The organism is Schlesneria sphaerica (assembly GCF_044336245.1).
Lineage (GTDB): Bacteria > Planctomycetota > Planctomycetia > Planctomycetales > Planctomycetaceae > Schlesneria > Schlesneria sphaerica.
Map to the genome: position 1 here is coordinate 4,178,006 of NZ_CP172346.1, position 22,982 is coordinate 4,200,987.

16 protein-coding genes are annotated in these 22,982 nt (G+C 56.1%); 10 read left to right on the forward strand and 6 right to left on the reverse strand.

What is annotated here, in order from left to right:
• Nucleotides 1–85: 85 nt before the first annotated feature.
• Nucleotides 86–2,041, forward strand: a complete 1,956-nt coding sequence (locus ACGY09_RS15170) for a hypothetical protein (RefSeq protein ID WP_373649394.1) — start codon at nucleotides 86–88, stop codon at nucleotides 2,039–2,041.
• 26 nt (nucleotides 2,042–2,067) lie between these two features.
• On the opposite strand, the gene ACGY09_RS15175 is transcribed toward ACGY09_RS15170, so the two are convergent.
• Together ACGY09_RS15175 and ACGY09_RS15180 are read right to left on the reverse strand one after the other, a co-directional pair.
• Nucleotides 2,068–4,008 carry a heavy metal translocating P-type ATPase gene (locus ACGY09_RS15175; protein ID WP_373649393.1) on the reverse strand — a complete coding sequence of 647 codons (1,941 nt, stop codon included), beginning with the start codon at nucleotides 4,006–4,008 and terminating at the stop codon, nucleotides 2,068–2,070.
• A 100-nt stretch (nucleotides 4,009–4,108) separates the two neighbouring features.
• Nucleotides 4,109–4,294 (reverse strand): carbon storage regulator, encoded by a 186-nt coding sequence (locus ACGY09_RS15180; RefSeq protein ID WP_373649392.1) that lies wholly within the window; start codon nucleotides 4,292–4,294, stop codon nucleotides 4,109–4,111.
• A gap of 418 nt (nucleotides 4,295–4,712) precedes the next feature.
• On the opposite strand from ACGY09_RS15180, the gene ACGY09_RS15185 reads away from it, so the two are divergent.
• The 4 genes from ACGY09_RS15185 (at nucleotide 4,713) to ACGY09_RS15200 (ending at nucleotide 10,677) form a co-directional block, all read left to right on the forward strand.
• A complete protein-coding gene (locus tag ACGY09_RS15185) occupies nucleotides 4,713–6,386 on the forward strand; it encodes a DUF1549 and DUF1553 domain-containing protein (RefSeq protein ID WP_397568386.1) in 1,674 nt (557 codons plus the stop codon).
• Between the two features lie 57 nt (nucleotides 6,387–6,443).
• The gene (locus tag ACGY09_RS15190) at nucleotides 6,444–7,748 is read left to right on the forward strand and encodes a DUF1501 domain-containing protein (RefSeq protein ID WP_397568387.1); all 1,305 of its coding nucleotides are present in this window, start codon (nucleotides 6,444–6,446) and stop codon (nucleotides 7,746–7,748) included.
• Between the two features lie 251 nt (nucleotides 7,749–7,999).
• Nucleotides 8,000–8,551, forward strand: coding sequence for a sigma-70 family RNA polymerase sigma factor (locus tag ACGY09_RS15195; protein ID WP_397568388.1), 552 nt, complete (start codon nucleotides 8,000–8,002; stop codon nucleotides 8,549–8,551).
• The gene (locus ACGY09_RS15200; RefSeq protein ID WP_397568389.1) at nucleotides 8,548–10,677 is read left to right on the forward strand and encodes a DUF1549 domain-containing protein; all 2,130 of its coding nucleotides are present in this window, start codon (nucleotides 8,548–8,550) and stop codon (nucleotides 10,675–10,677) included. Before ACGY09_RS15195 ends, ACGY09_RS15200 begins: the two co-directional genes overlap by 4 nt.
• Nucleotides 10,678–10,704: 27 nt before the next feature.
• On the opposite strand, the gene ACGY09_RS15205 is transcribed toward ACGY09_RS15200, so the two are convergent.
• Both ACGY09_RS15205 and ACGY09_RS15210 read right to left on the reverse strand, forming a co-directional pair.
• Nucleotides 10,705–11,451, reverse strand: a complete 747-nt coding sequence (locus ACGY09_RS15205; protein ID WP_397568390.1) for a DUF1080 domain-containing protein — start codon at nucleotides 11,449–11,451, stop codon at nucleotides 10,705–10,707.
• Between the two features lie 480 nt (nucleotides 11,452–11,931).
• Nucleotides 11,932–12,498 carry a HEAT repeat domain-containing protein gene (locus tag ACGY09_RS15210; RefSeq protein WP_397568391.1) on the reverse strand — a complete coding sequence of 189 codons (567 nt, stop codon included), beginning with the start codon at nucleotides 12,496–12,498 and terminating at the stop codon, nucleotides 11,932–11,934.
• Between the two features lie 273 nt (nucleotides 12,499–12,771).
• Here ACGY09_RS15210 and ACGY09_RS15215 point away from each other — a divergent pair, with 273 nt between their 5' ends.
• From ACGY09_RS15215 to ACGY09_RS15230, 4 genes are all read left to right on the forward strand, one after another.
• The gene (locus ACGY09_RS15215; RefSeq protein ID WP_397568392.1) at nucleotides 12,772–12,981 is read left to right on the forward strand and encodes a hypothetical protein; all 210 of its coding nucleotides are present in this window, start codon (nucleotides 12,772–12,774) and stop codon (nucleotides 12,979–12,981) included.
• Between the two features lie 31 nt (nucleotides 12,982–13,012).
• Nucleotides 13,013–13,537: a hypothetical protein gene (locus ACGY09_RS15220; protein WP_397568393.1), complete on the forward strand. Its 525-nt coding sequence runs from the start codon at nucleotides 13,013–13,015 to the stop codon at nucleotides 13,535–13,537.
• 367 nt (nucleotides 13,538–13,904) lie between these two features.
• Nucleotides 13,905–15,410, forward strand: a complete 1,506-nt coding sequence (locus ACGY09_RS15225) for an IS4 family transposase (RefSeq protein ID WP_397568394.1) — start codon at nucleotides 13,905–13,907, stop codon at nucleotides 15,408–15,410.
• Nucleotides 15,411–16,394: 984 nt separating this feature from the next.
• Complete coding sequence (locus tag ACGY09_RS15230) at nucleotides 16,395–17,750, forward strand: trypsin-like peptidase domain-containing protein (RefSeq protein WP_397568395.1); 1,356 nt, start codon at nucleotides 16,395–16,397, stop codon at nucleotides 17,748–17,750.
• A gap of 195 nt (nucleotides 17,751–17,945) precedes the next feature.
• On the opposite strand, the gene ACGY09_RS15235 is transcribed toward ACGY09_RS15230, so the two are convergent.
• Nucleotides 17,946–19,823 carry a sulfurtransferase gene (locus tag ACGY09_RS15235; protein WP_397568396.1) on the reverse strand — a complete coding sequence of 626 codons (1,878 nt, stop codon included), beginning with the start codon at nucleotides 19,821–19,823 and terminating at the stop codon, nucleotides 17,946–17,948.
• Nucleotides 19,824–20,131: 308 nt separating this feature from the next.
• Between ACGY09_RS15235 and ACGY09_RS15240 the strand changes: the two genes are divergently transcribed.
• Nucleotides 20,132–21,877, forward strand: a complete 1,746-nt coding sequence (locus ACGY09_RS15240; protein WP_397568397.1) for a hypothetical protein — start codon at nucleotides 20,132–20,134, stop codon at nucleotides 21,875–21,877.
• Nucleotides 21,878–21,974: 97 nt separating this feature from the next.
• Here the strand turns inward: ACGY09_RS15240 and truB are convergent, their stop codons facing one another.
• Nucleotides 21,975–22,895 carry a tRNA pseudouridine(55) synthase TruB gene (gene truB, locus ACGY09_RS15245; protein ID WP_397568398.1) on the reverse strand — a complete coding sequence of 307 codons (921 nt, stop codon included), beginning with the start codon at nucleotides 22,893–22,895 and terminating at the stop codon, nucleotides 21,975–21,977.
• Between the last annotated feature and the right edge of the window lie 87 nt (nucleotides 22,896–22,982).

Here is a 22,982-nt window from a genome sequence, read left to right on the forward strand (position 1 = left end):
GGGGACGAATGACAGCCGCGACCGTTGCGGGTCGGTTGCGGCTGTATCAGGGAGTTACGCCATCAGCCGAAATGGAGGGGGCAGGATGAGAAACATCACCGCCAACAGACGCCCTGGGGGTTACTGCCTTCTCGCCTTCCTGATGCTGATGCAGACGGTGCTGGTCGGTGAAATTCGTTCTGCGCCTGACGAAGTACCGGGGCTGATCAAACCACCTTTCGCCTGGAACCGGACAGACCGCTACGAGCCACCTGACAGCAAGACATTCTTTCCGGACGACAAGACTGCGGGAGAAGAACTTGCAGCGTGTCTGCAAGGGGCTCGCAAGTGGCCGATTGACGTTGATCAGCGTCTGGCGCTGATTCGCAGGGGATTGCGGAACTGTCAGCGAGACAAGACTCGGCTGCTGGGAGCGCTGGGCAATGAGTTCGTCTGGAATAGAGATCCGCAGGATCCTCGCGCGATCGAATTGTTGTATCACGCCAGCGATCTGTCAGAGCACGAGCTTGCTCATACGGCGTTCTACCATGGCCCGACGGTCGTGCTGAAAAGATCGCCCAACCTCGTTCGCACGCTGATGCAGCAGTATCAGGAATGGGGAGTGACCGACCAGTCTCGCATCATTTGGGGGATGAAGACATACGGTGATGCCGAGGAGACTCGCAGGCTGTTACTTCAGTTGCTCGACTCGCATGAAGATCTTGATGAAGGAACCGTCTGCGCAGCGATCGACACCTATCGGGGTCTGTTCGAGACGATGCCACCTGAGATGCAGCGGTTCGATCACATCGGGAAGTGGATCGTTGCCTTTCATCGAACTGATCTCTCGGCCAGTCATCCTCACGCCGCGCAGATTCTACGGGAACAGACTGACAAGCTGATGCGCGGTCAAGAGACGCTTGTGATTGACTTCGTCACTCGAGTCGTCGACGGCTATGAAACGGCGGTTGTGTTGCTTCAGGGGGAAAAGGCTCGACATGAGTTTGTGACTCGGCTGGAGCAGCACATTTTTGCGAAGCTGGATTTCAACTTTCTGTTATCGCCTCGCATCCTGCGGGAATGTCGTCTCCGTGAATTTGGACGATATCTGCCGGGGGGAATCCCGGTCCGCGCCCGCCCGACGTACACCCGTCCGGAAGTGGGGGAAAGCTTTGCCTTCAACGCGACTACATGGGTTGCCCCGGATTTCGAAAACTACTTTGCCGACGATGAGGACGCGGGCCGGAAGCTGGATGAGGTTTATCAGCAGAAGGAAAGCCTTGAAATGAGTGACCGTGAGCTGCTGAGACTTTTTCGACGCGGCGTCCGGCGATCGAAGCAGACACCCAATGAGATGTTCGGGTGGATCTCGGGCGCCTTAGGCTGGCCCCTTGATCCCATGTTGAGCGAGATCATGTTCCAGGCCGTGGATCCAAGAGGGCCTTTTCCTTTCCGTGATGCTGCTGTGTACTACGGGTACAACCTGAATAAACCCAAGACGAAGAATATGCTCGAAGCGCTCGTTCAAGCCTATCTGGCTGAGCCGTTCGACCGCACTTCGAATAGCAACTTTCGTGGACGGATCCTGTGGTCTGTCCGTGACCATGAAGATCACCGTTATTTCCTGGCCACTCGATTCGAGTCGGCACTCAAGAATCATCAGCAACTTTCTGACGAGGCGCTGAGGCCCACCGATCTCGCGTATCGCCAATTAGCGAACCGTGCGCCCCCGAATCAACACGAGTATGACCATCGAATCGTCGATGTCGTCGGCTTTGTGATTCCAGAGAATCAATCGCTGATGGCTGCTAAACAACTCTTCGAAGATCGAATGGAAAGCAATGAATTCTTACTCGACACGGAAATTCGTCAGGAGAAAAATCAGGTCCAGGGTCTGAGCGTGACTCGGGGCTTTGAGGGACCTCGGTTACTTGCAGCAAAGTTGAAGGAAGAATTCAATTGGCCCGTGAATTTCGCACTTCCATTGACCCCCGTGGTCTGGAAGGAGCTGGGAGACAAACTTCCTGCTCGCTTCCAGGATTATCTGCCTGTCACGAAGTAAGTCGTCATCAGGGCCTCATCAGTGCATCATCGAGGGGAAGACGCAGCGGCCTCTCGCGCCGTTGATGGTGTATTGAAGTCCGTGAGCTGCCGGGGAGTACGAGCCGCCCGCAAGGCATTCAGTACTGCGAGCAGATCGATGACTTCCTGGGCAATTGCGCCGCCGACAGGCGACAGCAGTCCGAATGCCGCCAGGATCATTCCTCCGATGCTCAGCAGCATGCCGCCGAGTGAACTCTGTAGAACAATCTGGCGTAACTGCTGGCCGATATGCAGCAGTTCATCAACCTTACTGAGTGAGCTGTCGAGGATCACGGCATGAGCGGCTTCAGAGGTAATGTCGGATGCTCCCCCCATCGCAATCCCGACGGTGGCCGAAGTCAGTGCCGGTGCGTCATTGATTCCGTCACCGACAAAAACCGTGTTGGCTTGTTTGGTCTCGTTACGGACCAGAGCCAGCTTCTGCTCGGGAGTTTGACTGAAGTGAACCTCCGAAATGCCGATCAGACCTGCCAGATAACGGACTTCCGATTCACGGTCACCGGAGACGATCATTACTTTGTGGAAACGGTGCTTGGGACTCAAGTGCTTGATGAAGGGGGCTCCTTCCATCCGCGGTTGATCCCGAAAGCGAAAAGTGACAGGGATTGTTTCATCGATCAGCCCGATACATTCCATGCCGGCGACCTGCGGCGGAAGCTGTTCGAGAATGCGGGCCACGCGCTCGTCCGAAGCTTCTTTTGTGAGTTTGCCGCGACTGGTGACGCGGATCTGTCGGCCGCCAACGGTCCCGACAAGTCCCTGTCCGGGAGGTTCGTGGACCTGAGTCACTTCCAGCGTGGCAGCACCTTTGTCATGAGCCCGAGCCGTAATGGCCGAGGCGAGCGGATGCTTGGAATAACGCTCGATACTGCCGATGAATGCCAGGGCTTCTTGCTCTGTTGTTCCTTCGCCGCAGATGACTTCGGTCAGAGCGGGGCGACCGTATGTCAGCGTACCCGTCTTGTCGAAGATGGCGACGCGACAGGTGTCGATTCGTTCCAGAACCGACGGGTCGCGAATGATGATCCCGCGACGTGCCGCCAGAGAAATCGAGCCGATGATCGCGACGGGGATGGCAATCAACAATGGACACGGCGTCGCAATCACAAGCACGGCCAGAAAGCGAGTGACCTCGCCACTAAGCCACCAGGCGACGGCCGCAATGGCAATCGCCAGTGGAGTATAAAAGGCTCCCAGACGATCGCCGATTCGCCGCATACGAGGACGGTTTTCGTCGGCGACCTGCATGACTTTCATAATTTGCGCGTAGCGGGAATCGACAGCCAGTTTGTGCGAACGAATGGTCAGGGCCGATTCGCCGTTCAAGGCCCCCGACATCACTGTCGAGCCCGCAGATTTGGGCATCAGGTAGGGCTCGCCGGTGAGGAACGATTCGTCCATCGAACCTCGACCTTCCAGTACGACTCCGTCCACGGGACAGATTTCATGCGGAAACAGAACCAGGACGTCTCCGACCGAAACCTGATCGACGGCGATGTCGACGATGGCGTCTGCTTCCTTGCGGTGAGCCTTTGTAGGCATGCGCCGGGCCAGTGCATCCAGGACGGACGAAGCACTGCGAATGGCCCAGGCCTCAAGGGCTTCGCCCCCGGACAACATCAACACAACGATCGTTCCTGCCAGGTATTCTCCCAGCAGCAGCGAGGTCATGATCGAAAGTCCTGCCAGGAGATCCGACCCGAATTGGCCGCGCACCAGATTCCCCAGCAGTCCGATGACCAGCGGTAGACCTCCCACAACCAGAGCGATCACCAGCGGCCAGTCCATGATCGGCAGCGGACCGGCGGTGGGTGCGGTGCCGACTCCAAACCGGATCGCGAGGTGCACCAGGATGGAGATTGCTGCCAGAACAGCGATCGCGATGTCGTACCGGTGACTGTCGTCGGGGCGGGGGGGGGTGGTCATTGTGCGCTGCCATGCCATAGTTGGGTTGTTGGCAGGGCAGCATATCATGCCCGATTCGGCATGTCGTCATGCAGCGGAAGCGGCTTACGGCGCTTCGGGGTCAGGCGACCTTCTGTTCTGGCGAATGGGCCAGACTCCGCTCAAGGCATTCGGCTCGCATAATTTTCAGACTGCGAGGAGCTTCTACTCCCAGTTGCACAGATCCATTCGACATTCTCACAACCTTGATCGTAATGTCGTCGCCGAGCTTGATCACCTGGTCGAGTTTACGGGTGAGCACGAGCATTGGAAGAATCCTTCAGACTTGCCGCGATCGCGGGCAGGGCGTCAATAATCGCCCCGGCGCGGCACCCGTGAATCGTTCACGGTCGCTTCGAACGGGGGTAAGATACCAATCCGAAATCGACTGTCAACCCATGTTCGCCTCATTAGTCAGGCTTGTTATCCATAAAAGCGGGGATGCAAACCGGTTCAGTGAAACCACGGATTTGCGGGGGCGAGCGGAAGGAGCGGTTTCATCGCAAGGCTCTACAACAAAGCATGTTGTGGAGCAGGTCGGTTCAACAAAAGAGATCTGGACGAACGTTTTCTTCGTTCGTGTTGTTATATTGATGGAAAAGCTGCGTTGGAGTTGCAGCGCGGTCCCGGGGGTACTTTGTGACCCACCCTCTTCCATGCCCGGAATTAGACAGGAGTTGCAGGCCATGATGTTGTCGACGACGAAATTGAACGGCCAGCCCTCGATCCGACGTTGCGTTCGTGCAATGGCGGGGCTTGTCCTGTTGTTGCCACTCGTGGCAGATTCGTCGGTGCTGCGGGTTGCTGCGGCGGAAGAGCCGATCAGGACGCGCGGTGCAGACATCGTGGTGCAGGAAATCAATCGCCTGATCCGCGAGACCTGGAAAGACAACGAGGTCGAACCTTCTCCGGTGGCGGATGATGCGGAATGGATTCGACGCGTTTACCTCGACATTGTCGGGCACATTCCCGCTGTCGAAGACGTCGAAAAGTTTCTGGCGGACAAGGACAAGGCCAAGCGGGCCCAACTGATCGACCGGTTGCTGGATGATCCGGGATACACCCGCAACTGGACAACCATCTGGACTAATCTGTGCATCGGACAGCAGACTCCACGCCGTGTGAGCCGAACCGGGATGCAGAAGTTCTTTCGTGAGGCGTTCGGCAAGAATCGTCCCTGGAATGAGATCGTCAGTGATCTGGTGACCGCGGAAGGTCACTACGAAGAGAACGGTGCAGCGAATTTTCTGCTCGCCCAGATGCAGGATCAGGACGACGGCATCCAGATGACTGCCAAGACGACGCGGCTGTTCATGGGGATGCAGGTTCAGTGCACTCAGTGCCATGATCATCCCTTCAACGACTGGAAGCAGGATCAGTTCTGGCAGTTCAACAGTTTCTTTCGCCAGACCGCCAAGGTCGATCACCGCAGGTTCGATCAGAAGACGGGACAGATGGTCGACGACTTCTCGGAAATTGTCGAACGGGACTTTTCCGGGCCTGTCTATTTTGAAAAACGGAGCGGCCTGATGAAGGTGGCTTATCCATCTTATTTCGGTGTCGACATCAATCCCGACAGCACAACCGATCGACGTCGCGAACTGGCCAAACTGATGACGGTTGGGGATCGCCCGATGATTGCTCTGGCCTACATCAATCGCTTGTGGGCTCACTTCTTCGGCTATGGCTTTACCAACCCGATCGACGATATCGGGTCGCATATTCCGGTGACCCACCCCGAACTGTTCGACCGGCTTGCGGATGAATTTGTGAAGAGTGGATACAACTGCAAGCAGGCGATCCGCTGGATCGCGAACAGCGAAGCCTACAACCTGACAAGTCGGACGACGAAGAAGAACGCCCAGGATAACCCTGCCATTGGCGAAGCGGCCCTCTTTACTCATGTCTATGTGAAGCCAATGACGGCAGAGCAGCTTTATGACTCGCTGATCGTCGCCACGAATGCTCACAAATCCGGACGGTCGGGCTGGGAACAGGCTGAAGTCCAGCGACATGCGTGGCTGCAGTCGTTCGTGCAGACCTTCGGAACCGATGAAGGGGACGAAGCGACTTCCTTCGACGGCACGATTCCTCAGGCGCTGATGATGATGAATGGACCTCTGGTCCAGGACGCCGTCAGTGTGAAACCGGGCAGTTATCTGCATCAGTTGCTGACAGGCAAGGGGACCGACAATCACAAGATCCAGCGGCTTTATCTGTCTGCCCTCAGCCGGATGCCAAATAAGGCCGAGATTGCAGCCGCCCAACGCTTTTTGAACAGTAACCAGGATCCCCTGACGGTCTATCAGGATCTGTTCTGGGCACTGCTCAATTCGAACGAGTTTATCATCAATCACTGACGTGCGTCGGCCATTTCCACTTCTTCTCGAGTCTCCCTTTTCACATCGGAACGCGTTATGAATCTGAATACACCCTCGGGCATGTCGCGACGTCATTTTCTGGGGCACCTGGCAGCGGGCGCTTCTGTCTTGCCCGCGATGAATTTCATTTCTCACGTGAAGGCAAACGCGGCGGATCTGAAGAAACGCCAGAAGGCCTGCATCCTGATGTGGATGAGCGGTGGTCCGCCGTCGATCGACATCTGGGACCTGAAGCCCAATTCCAAAAATGGGGGCGAATTCAAGCCGATCAGCACCAGTGGCGGCTTGGAGATCAGTGAGCACATGTCGAAGACGGCTCAGGTGATGGACAATCTGTCGGTCATTCGTGCCATGAGTACCCGCGAAGCCGATCACGGCCGAGGTCGGTACTATATGCACACGTCCTACGTACCCACTCCGACGGTGATTCATCCTGCGTTCGGGTCGGTCGTCAGCTACGAACTGGGAACGAAGCGGAAAGACCTTGAAATTCCCGCCTTCATTTCGATCGGCGGTGGTGGTTCCAGCCCCGGCTATCTGGGGATGACCCATTCGCCGTTCCTGGTTAACACCAGCGGGCAGATCGATAACGCGGGACTGGGTGGATTGGGACTGGACAGACTCGAACAGCGCCTGCGGATGCTGAATACGGTCGAAGATAACTTCATTCAGTCGCAGCGAGGGGAATCAGGGCAGGCGCACAAGGACGTTTACGTCAAGGCGGTCAACCTGATGAAGTCGCAGCAGATGGATGCCTTCAAGATTGATCAGGAAAAGAAGGAAGTTCTCGACGCCTACACGGGAGCCCCCGCACGTGGGGGTGCCATGGGAGGCGGCGGACAGTTCGGTCGCAGCCTGCTGATGGCACGACGACTTGTCGAGGCCGGGGTTCCGTTCGTCGAGGTTGATTTTGGTGGCTGGGACCTGCATGCGAACGTCTTCGAGACCTTGAAGACGCAGCGGCTTCCTGCACTGGATGCCGGGATTGCTGCACTGACCGCAGACCTCAAGCAACGTGGCATGTTGAATGACGTGGTGCTGGTCTGGATGGGTGAATTCGCACGAACTCCTCGCATCAACCAGGACGTCGGTCGTGACCACTGGGCCAATAGCTGGTCAGTCATGATCGGTGGTGGAGGATTGAAGGGGGGACTGGCTGTGGGTGAAACCGACGCTGACGGCATCTCTGTCGCCAGCAGCAAGTCGTACCAGCCCGGTGACGTCTGGGCGACCGTAGCCCATGCCTTGGGGATTCCGCTCGATACGGTTCACAAGTCCAAGAATGGTCGCCCAATGAAGCTGGCAAACGGCGGTACAGCCATCCAGGAACTGATCGGATAACAAGAATCCTGGTGACAGGGGAAAGACGAAGCGGCTCTTCTTCTCTTTCTCTTGAGTGCCGGGAGTAGGAACAGATCGAGGTCCTCATTCGGGGAATGCGTCCCGGACAAATTTTCCAGACGAGGCCTCGTCTGTTTCTTGTATGACAGACGATTGTTGATCCCTGAGGCGACAACCACTTCGGCCGTGGAACTTGCCGTCGGTGTTGTCGAGGTGTGGCGGGAAGTTTTCCGTAGTTCTCCGGTGAAATCGTGACAGAAGACGCCACTACCGAGCCTCAGGCCTCTGCCCCCAGTGGTGAGTTCGTGCAGCTGTTTACTCACCATCAGCGGCGGCTGTTCCTCTATATCCTGTCTCAGGTCTCGAATCCTCTGGATGCCGAAGAGATCCTGCAGGAGACGAACGTGGTGATCTGGAGTAAGAGTGCCAAGTATCAACCCGGTACCAACTTTCTGGCCTGGGTCAGCCAGATCGCCAATTTCGAAGTGATGAAGTTTCGGACGCGAAAACGTCGGGAAAAACTGGTCTTTAGTGACGAATTTCTTCAGTCGGTGGCCGAGGAAAGTCTGGAACGATCAGAAGAGCTGGAGTCGCGTCGGGCGGCGCTTGTCGACTGCTTGAACCGATTACGCCCCAAGGATCGTGAATTGATTCAGCTGCGGTATGCTCCGGGAGAACGTGGTAAGCACCTGGCTGAGCAGATTGGCCGACCGGCGAATTCCGTGTATCAGTCGCTCGGCCGCATTCGTCGATCGCTACTCGACTGCATTCAGCAGAAGTTCGCGGCAGAGGGGGCGTCATGACTCATCCCCGTCACAATCCCACCGAACTGGAAGTGCTGCTTGAACTACTGTGTGAGGACCGCCTGACCCAGGCCGACGCTGCGCGACTGGAAGAACTCGTCCTGTCGTCCCCCGAAGCCCGCTGGACTTACCTCACATACATGGACCTGCATGGCACCCTGTACTGGGATGCGGCCGGGGCCGGTTCACCTGAACCACTTTCCTCGGAGGAGCTGCCGGTTTACGCCGGTCCTGTCCAGCCCCCACCAAGCGTTCGGGCTGTCACTCCTGCGAAGACGCACCGTCGCGGGGTAGGGATGATGGCAGCGGTCGCCCTTTGTCTGGGTGTCGTCACCTGGGGACTCTGGCGGCTTCCCGGAACTCAACCACCGGCGGAAGTCACCCAGGTGGCACCAGAAGATCGGGGTACGGACCGGTTACAATCCGGGACGGTTCGCGACCGAATCCGACGCTCGCCCAAAGCTCCTGTCACGGTGGGGAACATCAGTCCGGCACCCCGCGTTGAGGTCCCGGAAAACGCCACTCCTGCTGCACCGAACTCGACCGAGTCTGTGGTCGCTCAGCCACCCATGTCGACTCGGGCCATTGTCACCCGGATCAACGAAGAGATCGAATCGCGTTGGACAGAGATCGGGGTGCAGCCCTCGCTCCGAGCCGACGATGCGGAATGGCTGCGCCGGATCTACCTGGATCTGGCGGGCCGTGTCCCAACCGTCACGGAAAGTCAGACATTCCTCGCGGATAAGAGTGACGACAAACGAGAGGCACTCATTGAAGTCCTGCTGGAAGATTCAGCCTACGTTCGGAACTTCACGACCAAATGGTCAAACCTGCTGATCGGGCGGGCCTCCAACCCGCTGGTCAATCGCGAAGCATTCGCCAAGTTTCTGCGAATGAGTTTTGCCGAGAATCGGCCCTGGAATCAGATCGTGGCCGATCTGATCTCGGCCGAAGGGAACAATTCGGAAAATGGGGCCACGAATTTTCTCATCGCTCACCTGAATAACGCGGCAACACCTGCGACCGCGGTCTGCTCCAAGCTGTTCCTGGGGCGGCAGCTCCATTGCAACCAGTGCCACAACCATCCCTTCAATGAAACGAAGCAGGTTGAGTTCTGGGAGCTGAACAGTTTTTTCCAGCAGACCGCCAGCGTGCGCCGGATTCGTCGGGACCAGCAGACCGGCCGACAACTGGCGGCTTTCACCGAACTGGTGACACGCGATGCGGGTGGACCTACGTATTTCGAAACCCGAACCGGGCTGATGCGCGTCGCTTATCCTCGATTTAATGGGACCGACGTAGATCCGGGGGCCGAGACGAATCGCCGCCGGGAACTGGCACGATTGATGACGACAGGAGAGCAGCCGGATCTGGCGTCGGCTTTCGTCAATCGGATGTGGGATCACTTCTTCGGGATCGGCTTCACGCGAGAATTAGACACCCTGGGTCCGCATCAGGTTGCTAGCCATCCCGAACTGCTGGAAGTCCTGTCGGCCGAGTTCATTCGCAGTGGATACGACATCAAGCAACTTGTTCGCTGGATCTGTCGATCCGAGCCGTATCAGTTGAGCAGCCGATTCTCGGAATCGAATCGGTCGGATGATCCGTCGTTGGGTGACATCCCCGCGTTCAGCCGGATGTATGTCCGCTCGATGACGGCCGAACAAACCTATGATTCCTTCCTGACTGCGACGAAAGCGCACCAGGTGGGGGCGGTCGACTGGGTGCATGCAGAGCAGAACCGGCAACAGTGGCTGCGTCAGTTTGTGGTGTCGTACAACACGGACGAGAATGATGAGGCGATGACGTTCGACGGATCCATCGGCAATGCACTGTCGCTGATGAATGGGCCGCTGATCGAAAAGGCTCTGGATCTGTCCGCCGGCAGCTTCCTGGGGGAGGTGGTCCGTCAACGATCGTCTGAGACCGAGAAGATTCGATCGCTGTGTCTGGCGACCCTTTCCCGCTTGCCCGAACCCAATGAATTGAGCTCGATGAAGAAACTGCTGCGGGACGCTGCGACCACTGCGGGCAAGTCCGCCAATGGTGCCGTCAGTCCCGCTGCGGCTTATCAGGATCTGTTCTGGGCTCTTCTCAACTCCAACGAGTTTGCGTCGATCCACTGACACAGGATCGGTCGTACGAAGCGGCAGCTATTCCGCTTTGATTTCTGCGATTCGGATGTTTTTGAACTCGGCCCACATTGGCTTTCCGGCATGGAGTTGCAGTGCCAGGATGCCGTCCGAAAAGGAATTTTGAGGATCCTGGTCCTCACATTCCATGATCAGCTTGTTGTTGAGGTAGTGCCGAATGAGCGGGCCTTTGGCGATGATCACGACATCATTCCAATCGTCCAGCTTGAACAACTTTTCAAAGGTGGCTTGATCGATCAGATCGGAGCGAAGGACCTGCTTTCCATTCTGGTCCCACTTGACCTGTTCACCCACAAGGCTGATACGGCCCCGTTTGCCACCCTCGTCATAAATAAATCCAGCCACATTGGGGAACGCCACTTCGTTACGCAGTTCATGCTGGTAACCTCTGACCACCCACTTGTTCCGTACATCAGAGGTGGTGATATGACGGGATCGGTATTGAATGCCGGAATTGTTGGTGGCGTTACAGCGAAACGAAAGTCGCAGTTCGAAGTCCTTTGTGCGACCTTCTTTCCAGATCAGGAAGGTGTTTCCATCCGCCGCGTTCTCTGGCGTCGTCTCACCCCGGATCACGCCGTCCTTCACACTCCACAGGCGCGGGTCTCCGTCCCAGCCGCTCAAATCTTTGCCGTTAAAGCATGTCACCATTCCTTCTTTTTCGGGAGGGGCATCCGCAGCAAGGACCTGAACACCAATCAGGCAGAGGGCCACAGTGACGGACTGCAGAGCAAAGCGCAGCAACATACTTTTCTCCAGAAGGGGGGCGACAAAATACTCGTTCCATCTGACCGACAAGGATAACGATTTTCTCGACGCATTACCTATTCAACGGTCGTGGGGCCGTCGCCTCCCGACAGCGAGCAGATCGTTACCGACAGGGGTGCTGCGGAACGTTGATTTCATGGGTACAGCAAGACGATGACTGTTAATGCCACGCGACAATACTGGTGCGCCATCGCTGCAGAATCCTCCGGGGGTGTGGTCACATCCGGGTGTTCCGTTATCGCCCAAACTAAATGTATGCCGACTCGCTCGAACTGAATTACGCTTACTAGCCGTCAACCTGCTGTGTCGTCGATGAGTCTTAGCTTCGCGACGAACAGTATTGGCGGTGTCCACGTTGAGTCCCGCACCCACGTGCATCTGACCCGCAACCTGGTTTAAACAAAATTACGCCAAAGAAAGCTCATTTCGAGAATTTCTGGCGGCGGATTAAATAGAGCATCATTCAGTACTACAGTTCTCAAGCTTGTTTATCGCTTCAAGAAGTTGCATATCAAGTACGCTGCCCTGGCCTAGCCGGGATCGTAACACTGCAATGTACTGACTAGCTGGACACCCTATATTTCCAATCGCTTCCACGACGAATCCTACGGAATCCCTTGAAGAATGTTCTGTTTCTAAATAGTTTACCATTTCTTCTATTACATCCACCGACCCTGCACCGCAATTCGCCAGTGAGATGGCCGCCTCGCGCTGGACATACAAATTTGGCGAGTTTAAAAGGAGCACCATCTGCTTTCGTACTGCAAGGGAGAACGGTGCCATTTCACCCAAGGCTATTGTTGCTTTCGTGGCGCCAAAGGAATAATTACCATTCGTAATGTTTATGAGCTTTGCAATTGACGTGGGATCGCTTGGGTTCTTTCTTAAATCGTTCTGCAGTGCCTTAATGTGCCGCAACACAACATGGCGTTTATACGAAGTGTCGGCATTTATGAAAACGTAAGTCCACAGGACACACGTCAATAGGAACATTAAGAAAGCGATCTTACCGGTGCTCCAGTTCACAGTTTTTCCGCCTCTCATGGCAAATTCTATTTGGAGAAATGGTCGACTCGATGTCAATTACTCAGATTTCAAAACTCAGTTCGCGACCTCGATAGGCATTTTTTATGTTGCGCAGATACTTTTGCCAGACTTCCAACTGTTTCTTTCTACCCATGAGGACAAGTCCTAAATCACCGTGCGCGAATATGCTCGGTCAGTAGTTGAAAAGAAGGGAATCGCTCCAAGGGTATAATTGGGTGTGATTTGGAACCAATTGTTCAAGGAGAGATTCCCATGGAAGGAATTATTCAAAGCCCGAGTCGTCATGACAAGCGGCGAATTCTGAAGAACATGCGGAGATGCCGTAACGGACAATTGAAGATCCGTTATCAAATCGTCCTCGATCTTCTGGAGGTACCAGCTACGGTGGTCGCTGTCGCTGTTCGCCAGTCAGCCCTTACCGGCCTCAGACCGTTGGTTGCCGGAACTCAGGGAGCGGGTTGAGGCGGATGGGGTACGGATTCTTGAAGCTCGCTTGCTCCCTGGAGACACCACCTGTCAGTTATTTCTCTCGACGCGGCCGGAGGTGGCTCCCCCTTCCATCGTGAAGTCTGTGAAGGGACGGCTGCAGCACCTGCTTCGAGAGACCACGCCGAAAGCGTTCCGCAGAAAGTTTCTGCTGGCGGCGATCGGCAATGCGAAACGGGAGGTGGTCGAGGCGTACGTGGCATCTCAACTGGACCATCATCGCATGGCCGACGATCGAGTTCAGAACGCTCTGCAGCAATTTCAACTGGCCTTCCCTGAGGTGGACCTCTCACAGAGGCAGACGACGGCGCATGGAGCGTACCTCTACAGCATGCACCTGGTGCTGGTGCATTCCGGACGCTGGAATGAGGTTCGTGACGAAGCACTGGCTGGCACTCGGGATATGGTGCTTCGGTTGCTCAAGCCAAAGGATATGGGATCTCTCGCCTCGCGTTGTTGCCTGACCACCTGCATCTTTTGGCGGGTTTTCCTGCGACCTCTTCCCCGGAAGAGATCGCACTCGGCTACCTGAACAACCTGGCCTAGGCTCACGGAATGAGGCGGATCTTTTCCTTCAGTTACTATGTGGGGACGGCAGTTACTACGTCGGGACGGTGGGTGAGTTTGACACTGGGTCGATCAAGGCCGCACTTGATCGCTCTTAGCGGCTCAGTCGTTGCTTCCACCGACGCAGGGTCTCATCGTACCACACATCTTTGTCTTCTCGGTCTTCCGGCGGTTATTGCCGATGTTGATTTGTCGTGAGTTGTTTTTATTTGAATAGAAGCGATTTTCGTGGTCCGTTTTTGTGTGCGACCTGGACAGCGAGTCATCATTGGACGTGTTCACGCAAGGATTGCGTGAGGATTGGTTTCAATTCTCTCGTGAAAGTCCTTGCCATGCCGGAGATGATCCTTGATCAGTTGGACACCGCCCAATTCGGTGACAAGCGGTTGACGAAGCGATTTGTCAGGATCATGGAACGCGTCTCTGAGAAGCCGAACATGAGTATTCCGGCCGCGATGAAGGGGCGCGCCGAAATGGAAGGGGCCTATCGGTTCTGCGATAATCGGAAGGTGTCCCCCGAGGCGATCCGCTCTCCCCATGTCGCCGCCACGTATGAGCGAATTCGCCAAACAGACGTGGTCGTGTTGGTTCAAGACACGACCCAACTGGATGTCACTCGCCCCAGGCAGCAAGTCAGAGAAAGCGGCCCGCTCGAATTTAAAACACGCTTTGGCGCGTTCGTTCATCCGTTGATTGCCTTTGATACCAACGGGATTCCTCTGGGCGAAACCTGGAATAAGACCTGGGTTCGCAAATCGATTGAGACGCAGGTCCCTCGTTCGGAAAAGCGAGATAGACGCATGGCGACTCCGATTGAAGACAAAGAGAGTTTCCGCTGGCTGGAAGGCCTTCGAGCGGCGAGAGAGGTCGCCAAAGTCTGCCCTGACACCCAGTGCATCTGTGTGGGAGATAGTGAAGCAGATATCTACGAACTGTTCGCCGAGCCGCGAAACACAGGTGAAGGACAGGAATTGCAGTTACTGGTACGCGCCTGCCACGACAACAGGGTTCTGAGCAATCACCCCAAGAATTTGGTGGAAACACTGCGGGCGTCACCCAGTTTGTTGTCGTGTAGCGTCAAAGTGAGCCGTCGGACTCCCAAGGTGAAGGCGAATAAACGAAAACGCACACTAGAACGAGATGCTCGGGTCGCGGCAGTGGAAATTCGCACGGCGACGGTCACACTTCGACCACCTCACCGCCCCGACCGCAAACTCCTTGAAGCGACGTTGAATGTTGTCCTGATAGAAGAACCAAGTCCTCCAGAAGGACAACAGCCAATCCAATGGATTCTCCTGACAACATTGCCGATCGATAACCTCGAACAGGTTCAATTGATTGTGAAATACTACGGCATCCGCTGGCAGATCGAAGTTTATTTCAAAACATTGAAATCAGGTTGCCGCATTGAAGAACGGTACTTCGAGGAGATGGATCGACTGCTGAATTGCGTAGCCGTGTACTCGATCGTTGCGTGGAAAATCTTATATCTGTGTCGGCTCAGCCAGCAGTGTCCCGACCTGGACTGCGAAGTCGTCTTCGAGCCTTGTGAATGGAAACCCGTTTACATGGTCACGCACAACAACGTGCTCCCTCAGAGCCCCCCGACGCTGAACGAAATGGTCCGGATGATTGCCTCGTTGGGTGGTTACGTGATGCGTTCGAAAACTCAACCCGGCTCCCAAACGCTGTGGCTGGGTCTTCAACGTCTGCATGACCTCTCCCAGGCCTGGAATTCATTTGGACCCGAGGCTTCTGCAAGAATGCCCCGCGGTGGTGACCAGCTCTGCAATGACGGCCCCTCCCGCGGATCCGATCGGGGTCGAGGCAGGGTATGACACAGAACGTCATCAACTGTCCCTGAGCACCGCCAGCCCACCGACTTCCCGCAGGTCTCTCCAACGGTCGGAACCGTCGACGAGTAACCACGCTCAAGATGAGCTCGCTCGCCGATGTACGCTCTGACAGCCCGCCAGTTGCCATACAAGAGCATCGTTCCCCACTCTCGTGATCTCTTTCATCCGACTACTCGCTCGGGTGGACCCCGTCTCCAATCATTCTCCATCGTTGAACCTCATTCGCCCCAGAAACAAAGGTCAGGATGCCACCGACATCGCGTTTCACGAACCCGTTACGGCAGACTTGTGTGGTACGATGAGACGCGGGGTCGGAGGAGAGCTTTTGAGTGGGGCTGCTTTCTGCTCTTAGCGGCTCAGTCGTTACTTCCACCGACACAGGGTCGGAGGAGAGCTCTTGGCGGAGGGCTCGTTTGTTGGATGGTCGTTGTTTTCGCTTCGGGCTGGCATTGGAAGTACGAGCCGTCTGGACAGAAATCTACTGCTGGTTTGAACATGTGAAATTCGGGTTGGCAGAGGATCGGTTTGTCTGCCGGGCGACGGAGGGCGGGGTCGCTTGAGTCGGACGGGAGATTTTGAGGCGATTGCGGCCATTTCTGCAGGGCACTCTGGCCTGCGGCTCTCATGCAGCAGGGTGAGCTCTGTCTTCTTGAGCGAACTGGTCCGTCGAAGTCCAAAAGGTGGAACTCCGTGGCGTGGGGGAGGCAGAGTTTTCCTGTCTTCTACTTCGTTCGACTAGGCAATCTGTTCGTCTCGCACTCCCCCGCTTTCAAGCGATTCCCGCCTGTCCGTCGATGGACAAGCACGGAGATGAAGGATCGTCCTCCGACGCAGCGAGGGATTGTGGCAGACGCATTGATTAACACCTATTGTCCAACCTCAGCGCCCACGAGTAGACCTTCCATGATACGAAGCATATTTTCATGTAAGTTATGGAGTGCCTTGATCCTGCTGGCAGGATCAACGGTGGTCTGTGCATCGGAACGGGTTACGCCAGAAGTACTGGCCGCCCGGCGGACACTTCCGTCGGTCGGAAACATCCATACTGAGAAATCGGCGAACCCTTCCAATAGCGTATTTACCTCTGAAAAGACGCGCAAGATCAATGGGATGGGTACCGGGATCGTTGTGGATGAGCGTGGCTATATGGTCACGAATTACCACGTCATCGCCGACGTCGACACCATTCGTGTCGAATTCGAAGATGAAAACCGGGTCCGTTCGAGCTACGTCGCTCGCAAGGTTCGCTATGATCGCGAGCATGACCTGGCCATCATTAAAGTCGATGGCGCCAAACCGTTTAAGGTGATGCCCTGTGGAACATCATCGGATTTGATGTACTGCGAAAAAGTCATTGCCATCGGCAACGCCTTCGGCTACGACGGGACCGTCACGCTCGGATACATCAGTGCTCTGGGGCGCGATGTTGAAGCCAACGATACCGTATCGTATCGGAACTTGATTCAGACCGATGCGGCGATCAATCCTGGCAACAGTGGCGGCCCGCTGATCAATATGGATGGCGAAGTGATCGGCATCAATGTCGCGATCCGCGCCAATGCTCAAAAAATTGGTTTCGCAATTCCGATCGATGACGCACGAGTCATCATTGCGAAGATGATGAGCGTGGAGAATCTGGATGGTAATTTCCATGGCTTGATCGGCAAGGACATCAAGTCGGGTGCGACACGGATGTTGCGGGTTGACGGTGCTCACCCTGACAGTCCCGCTGCATTGGCGGGGCTGCGATCGGGGGATGTGATTGTCAAGGCGGGTAATCTTGATGTTGTCGACGCGGCGGATTTCGAGCGAGCGATGCTTCATCGTCCGGTCGGAGACAAAATTGAAATCACCGTCAAGCGGAATGATCGGGAAGTCAAAACGACACTCGCTCTGGCCAGCTACGCCGGCGGCAGGTCCTCAGTCTCGAACGATATCCAGGTCGTATCGCGGGCCAACAATGATGATTCCGATCGCTTCTGGTCGCAGTTGGGATTGCGGCTGACGCTGTTGCCCTCGAACGAAGTGCGAAGTCACTTGTCGAAGACCAAGTATCGAGGGGGAATGCGGGTTCTTGAAGTGAAGCCCGAAAGCCCTGCTGCTGTTAATGGGATCCAGAAGGGTGACGTCCTGGTCGGACTCGACAAGTGGGAAACCATGAGCGTCGACAACATCACCTGGATCATGAATCAGATGATGACGCAGACCCCCGGCCCGGATGGACAGAGTCAGATGAAGTTTTACCTCGTGCGGGGACAGGAAACCCGATTCGGATATCTGCCGATCTCGCCGAATCCCCGAACTGCGTCCGCTGGAAACTGATCCTTCGCAGATTCGATTGAGCCGATGGATGGCGATTCGATCAGCAGGGCAGGTGACAGTGACTTGATAAAAGCACGGCGCGACTGGATCAGTCGCGCCGTGTTAGCCATTTTCAGGCGATGGAATGTTCGTCCGATGATGGGTGGCATCCAGGTTGTCCGGGAGACTGGATGCGGCCGGCTGTTATCGGGGAGCTCATTTCGTTGAATCGATGACAAAGTCGGAGGCGGTCCAGGGAGGAAGATCCGTTTCGAAGTGGACTCGCTCACCGGTCAAGGGGTGCTTGAATTCGATCCGCTGGGCAAGCAGGCACAACGGGGGAGCATCCAGCGAAACGGTTTGTGTGTCTCCCAATTGATGCCCGACGCGGTAAGTGGCATCTCCAAAGATGGGATGGCCGAGATGCCATAAATGCACGCGAATCTGGTTTGTTCGACCTGTGTAAGGGATGGCTTCCAGCAGGGAAGTTCCATCCGGGAAACGCTCGAGCACTTTAAATCCGGTTCGGGCCGCCAGGCCATGCTCGTCGTCGATGTGACGTGATCCCAGTTGCCCGGCATCCGCACTGATGGGACTGGTGCATTCGAACTCATCCTGCGAAGGGATGCCGTGGACTCGTGCGAGGTACCGCTTGCAGACGGCATCGGGGCCGGTCTGTTCGAACTGCCGTTGAACGAGTTTGGCGAAATGCCGTGTGCGGGCAAAGACCACCACGCCTGACGTGTTCGCATCAAGACGGTGCGAGGGACGGGGGCTTTGGGGGAAATAGACCTGACAAAGGATCGACTGCAACGTGTTGCGGCTGAATCTGCCGGACGGGTGTGTCGGCAGGGGGGCTGGTTTGTGGACGACGATGATCGCTTCGTCTTCGTAGAGAATCCGGATCTGGACGTTGACGTCGGGTTCTTGAGTACCCGGAATGATGTGCAGATATCGTTGACCCGCACGAACGAGTTCATCGTGGGATGCGGCGATTGTGGGAGAGTCTTCCGTAGGCTGTGGGCGTCGGCCTGGACTGCGTGATGGGGGATGAATCCGTTTTCGGATGCGGCCCTCGTCGCACGCCTGTTTCCAGTCTTCCCGAGGAATGTGACTGAGAATACCGCAGAGGAAGTCGAGCAGTGCAACGCCATCATACTCGGCCGGAACGTTCAAAGGCCTTTCGTTGACGTATGGCTGACTTCCGGGAAGGGGATTCACGACCTGCTGGAGCGTGGTGTGGCGCTCGGCGAGAGTTGCCGCTCGCTGTTCCTCTGTGGTTTTGTAACAGTAAGGACAGGAAAGGCCTTCGACGAAGCGCGGGTCTTCCTGTTCTTCGGGCGTCAGCGGAGACTGGCAGACAAAGCATTGTGCCGATTCGGACTCGTGCAAACTCGGGTCGACACCAACTCGCTGATCGAAGACAAAGCACTCTCCGTCGTAGTGAGCCCCGCCGCATTCCTCGAAGTACTTCAGGATTCCCCCATCCAATTGAAAGATCTGCTCGAACCCTTCACGCTGCATGAACGGGCCCGCTTTTTCACAGCGAATGCCCCCTGTGCAGAACATGACAATGGGCTGTTTCTTCATTTCTGCCGGAAGCTGTCGGACGGCTTCGGGAAATTGGCGAAAATGGTCAATGTTCAGCGACATCGCGTGCTGAAAGGTCCCCAACTGCACTTCGTAGTCATTGCGCGTGTCAATCAGTGTCAGCGGGCGTCCTTCATCCAGCCATTGTTTCAACTCGCGAGGGGGGAGCTTGGGAGCGGGGGCGCGTGCGGGGTCGATCCCTTCGACGCCGAAGGCGATAATCTCCTTCTTGATTTTCACCAGCATTCGTCGAAACGGCTGTTCCGCACTCTCACTCACTTTTGGCTCAACATCTTCCAGTCCGGGAACTTGCCGCAATTCACAAATCAATGTGTCGATTGCACTTCGGTTGCCAGCGACAAACAGATTGATTCCCTCGGTGCTGAGCAGGATGGTCCCTTTCAGCTTACCAGCGGCGCAAATCTGGATCAGATGTTCACGCAGAGGCTTCAGGTTAGACAGTGGAGCAAATTTGTAGGCGGAGATATTCGTGGTTGTCTGCATCGTCTTCATCTGATAGGTGTCATCGGACTTGACCGGCCCCGCCAGGTGGGAATGTCAAGCTATGACGATTACGGAGGCTCATCCTCGTGCATGTTGACAGGTGGTCAGCCGGTTACGCAAGTGCCGAAGATCACTGCACGCCTCAGGCCGCGCTCGTGAGCGCACAGGAATCGATTCGCCATTACTGCCGGTTCAGCACGGATGGACGGGCAGAACGTGGTTCAATGGACGGAACGACTCATCCTGATTGCGCTCGCTGGCCGAAGACGTAACTGCAGATGAAGAGTGAGAGATTCATGGGAGGAACTGTGCATAATCGCTGTGATCTCTGTTTTGTCCGGTCTGTGCTCACCTTCGGCGTGGCCATGGTCCTGCTCGCTGTAGTTGAGGTGGAAGCCCAGGTTGAAAACAGTGTCCTCAGCACGCGTGCGGATTCACCTGCCGAGATTCAGCGAATCGTGGCAGAAGCAACCGTCGCCGGGCCGCAGTCAGATCAGTTTGTCCAATTGATTGATCGTGCAATCGAAATCACGAGCAAGCGGACCTTGGTCGCAAATTCGCATTCTCCCTGGCAGATATTTCACTGCATTCTGGCGTTGCGCCATGACACCGTATTGCGACTCGGTGACAAGAAAGTCAACGCCATCCAGTGGCTGTCGACGACGGAACCTCAGTTCGACAACCAGCCATGGATGTTGCTGACCAGTCATGGGGCCAAGTTTCATCCCTATACCCGCATCTACGCCTTCGAAGGACATCCCTCGCAGTTTCTGGCGCTGTTGTCTCATTCGAATCTGCCACTTGACCACGAATTTCGCGTGCAGGGAAAGACCGTCACGCTGAATGATCTGGTCAACAATACGATGAAGGAAGTCAACACCAACGAAGAAGTGACCTGGGTGTTGTGGGCACTGCAACATTTTCTGAAGCCCGACGCGACCTGGTACAACCAGCACAATGAACCCTGGAGCATCGAACGACTGGTCCAGATTGAAACCAGTCAACCCGTCGTAGGGGCTCCTTGTGGTGGGAATCATCGGCTCTACGCCTTGACCCGAGCTCGCGACAAGTACCTGCAGAATGGCGGACGGTTGCGTGGGGTCTGGTTGCAGGCCGATCAGCGAATCAAGCAGCACATTGAAATCGCCCGGTCGCTACAGAACTCGGACGGTAGTTTCTCCAGCGAATCCTACAAAGGACCTGGTTATACCCCGGACGTGAACAAGCGGTTTAACACCACCGGGCACACGATGGAGTTCCTTTCTGCAAGCCTGCCCAAAGAACGACTCAATGAGCCTTGGGTACGTAACGCCGTCTGGACGCTGTCACGTGAACTGATCCTCCAGCGCGATGCCCAGATTGATTGTGGTCCGCTGTTCCACTCGCTGAATGCACTGATTCTTTATCGGGAACGAATCTCGCCAAAGCATCAGGGTGCAGAAGAAACGATTCAGACGCCACCCCTGTTGCGGGAAGCAAAAGTCCCTCGTGCAGAGACGAGTCAGAATTCCGAGTCCCGTCTGAAAGTGACTCCGAAGCTCGAAACGGAGCCCAAGAGTATCAGCGAAGTGGCGTCAAAACCGAAGCTGACGTTCGCAGAAGCAGCGAAAAGGTCGACCCAGGCAACCAGTGAAACGGGACTTCCTGCTCTGGCACTGACCCCGTCATTGCTCGGTTCTTCGAACGCTCCGCAGGCGACCATTGATTCTGACAAACTGTCCGGAAGTTTCTCGAAGGTGGCTGCTGCAGGACTTGATCAGCCTCCGGCGTCCCAGGCAGGCCAACCCAAGGCAACGTCCAGGTACGAGATCCCCAAATGGACCGCACGGCGCGTTTCCATTCCCCGGATCCTCCAGCAGAACTTCTCGGTCGCTGATGACGAATCGTTCGAGATTCCCGTCGTCCGCAGTGAGGTCCAGGTCGGTCCTATTGCTCCACCGCTGTTGTCGCAGGAGAATGGTTGCGGTAGTGCGGCACCTAATCAGTTGCCTCTGCCTGCTGATCTATTGGCTGACGAGCCCGCCTCCGCGATTCAGCCTGCAAATCAACAGTAGTCGTTTCGAGACACAAGCGACTTTGCCCACGGTGTGCTGCTCGTGTGTGGACTGACGAGAATGCCGCTCTGCACGAACGGCTGATGAGAACGATGCGTCAGTTCGGGAAAATGATACGTGGATGCAGGCGGCTGGTGGTAAAGTCAACTTCGCCGATCCCGATCAACACTTCATCTGCATCGACCAGTGCAGCGCGTGGAACGCAGGCGGGTTCACTCGTCTGAAGTGGTCCCCCCTCTTCAAATACCGAGAGGGGGATTCCCAGTCGGATCGCCTGGCCTCGCCGAACAGACACGGTCTCCTGCGGGCTGAGCACACGTTGCGGCAAGTGCTGAGCGATTCTGAGTGCAGGCTGAAGGCTGGCTGCGATCGTTTCGGGTGTCAGAGAGTCCAGTGTGATGGCGTCACTGACTTCGAAGGGGCCGACGGCCGTGCGACGTAACTTCGTCATCACCGCACCACAGCCAAGGCGATGACCCAGATCGCGGCCGATCGATCGGACATACGTTCCGCTGCCGCACTCAATCTCCAACTCGATCCCCGGCAACTGAAATTCCGTCAGCCGGAGAGAATAGACGTCGACGGGCCGGGCTTCGATTTCGACTGTTTCCCCACGACGTGCCAGGTGATACGCCCGTTCTCCCTTCACATGAACGGCCGAGAACTGCGGGGGAACTTGCGCGATCCGGCCTGTGAACAAGGGTAGCAGACGCGTAATGTCATCTTCAGTGAGATGAGTCCATTCGCCCCCGGCGTCGACCGTTCCAGTGATATCATCGGTGTCGCTGGTTTTGCCGAGCTCAAATCGCGCCAGATAGCGCTTACGCCCTTCCTGGGCAAGGGTCACCAAGCGAGTTGCGTGTCCGACACAGACCACGAGAACGCCCGTCGCCAGGGGGTCGAGCGTTCCTGCATGTCCGACCTTCGCGGGCCTGACCAGTCGATCGACATGGTTCACAATCTCGCGGGAAGTCAGCCCCTCTGGCTTGTCAATGTTGAGTACGCCGCAATAGTTCATCTGGTCTTTTCAAACAGGACGGGGATGGCAACGACCGCCAGACCCAAACACAAATGAAGTCGGCATATTATTGAACCGAGCCGATTT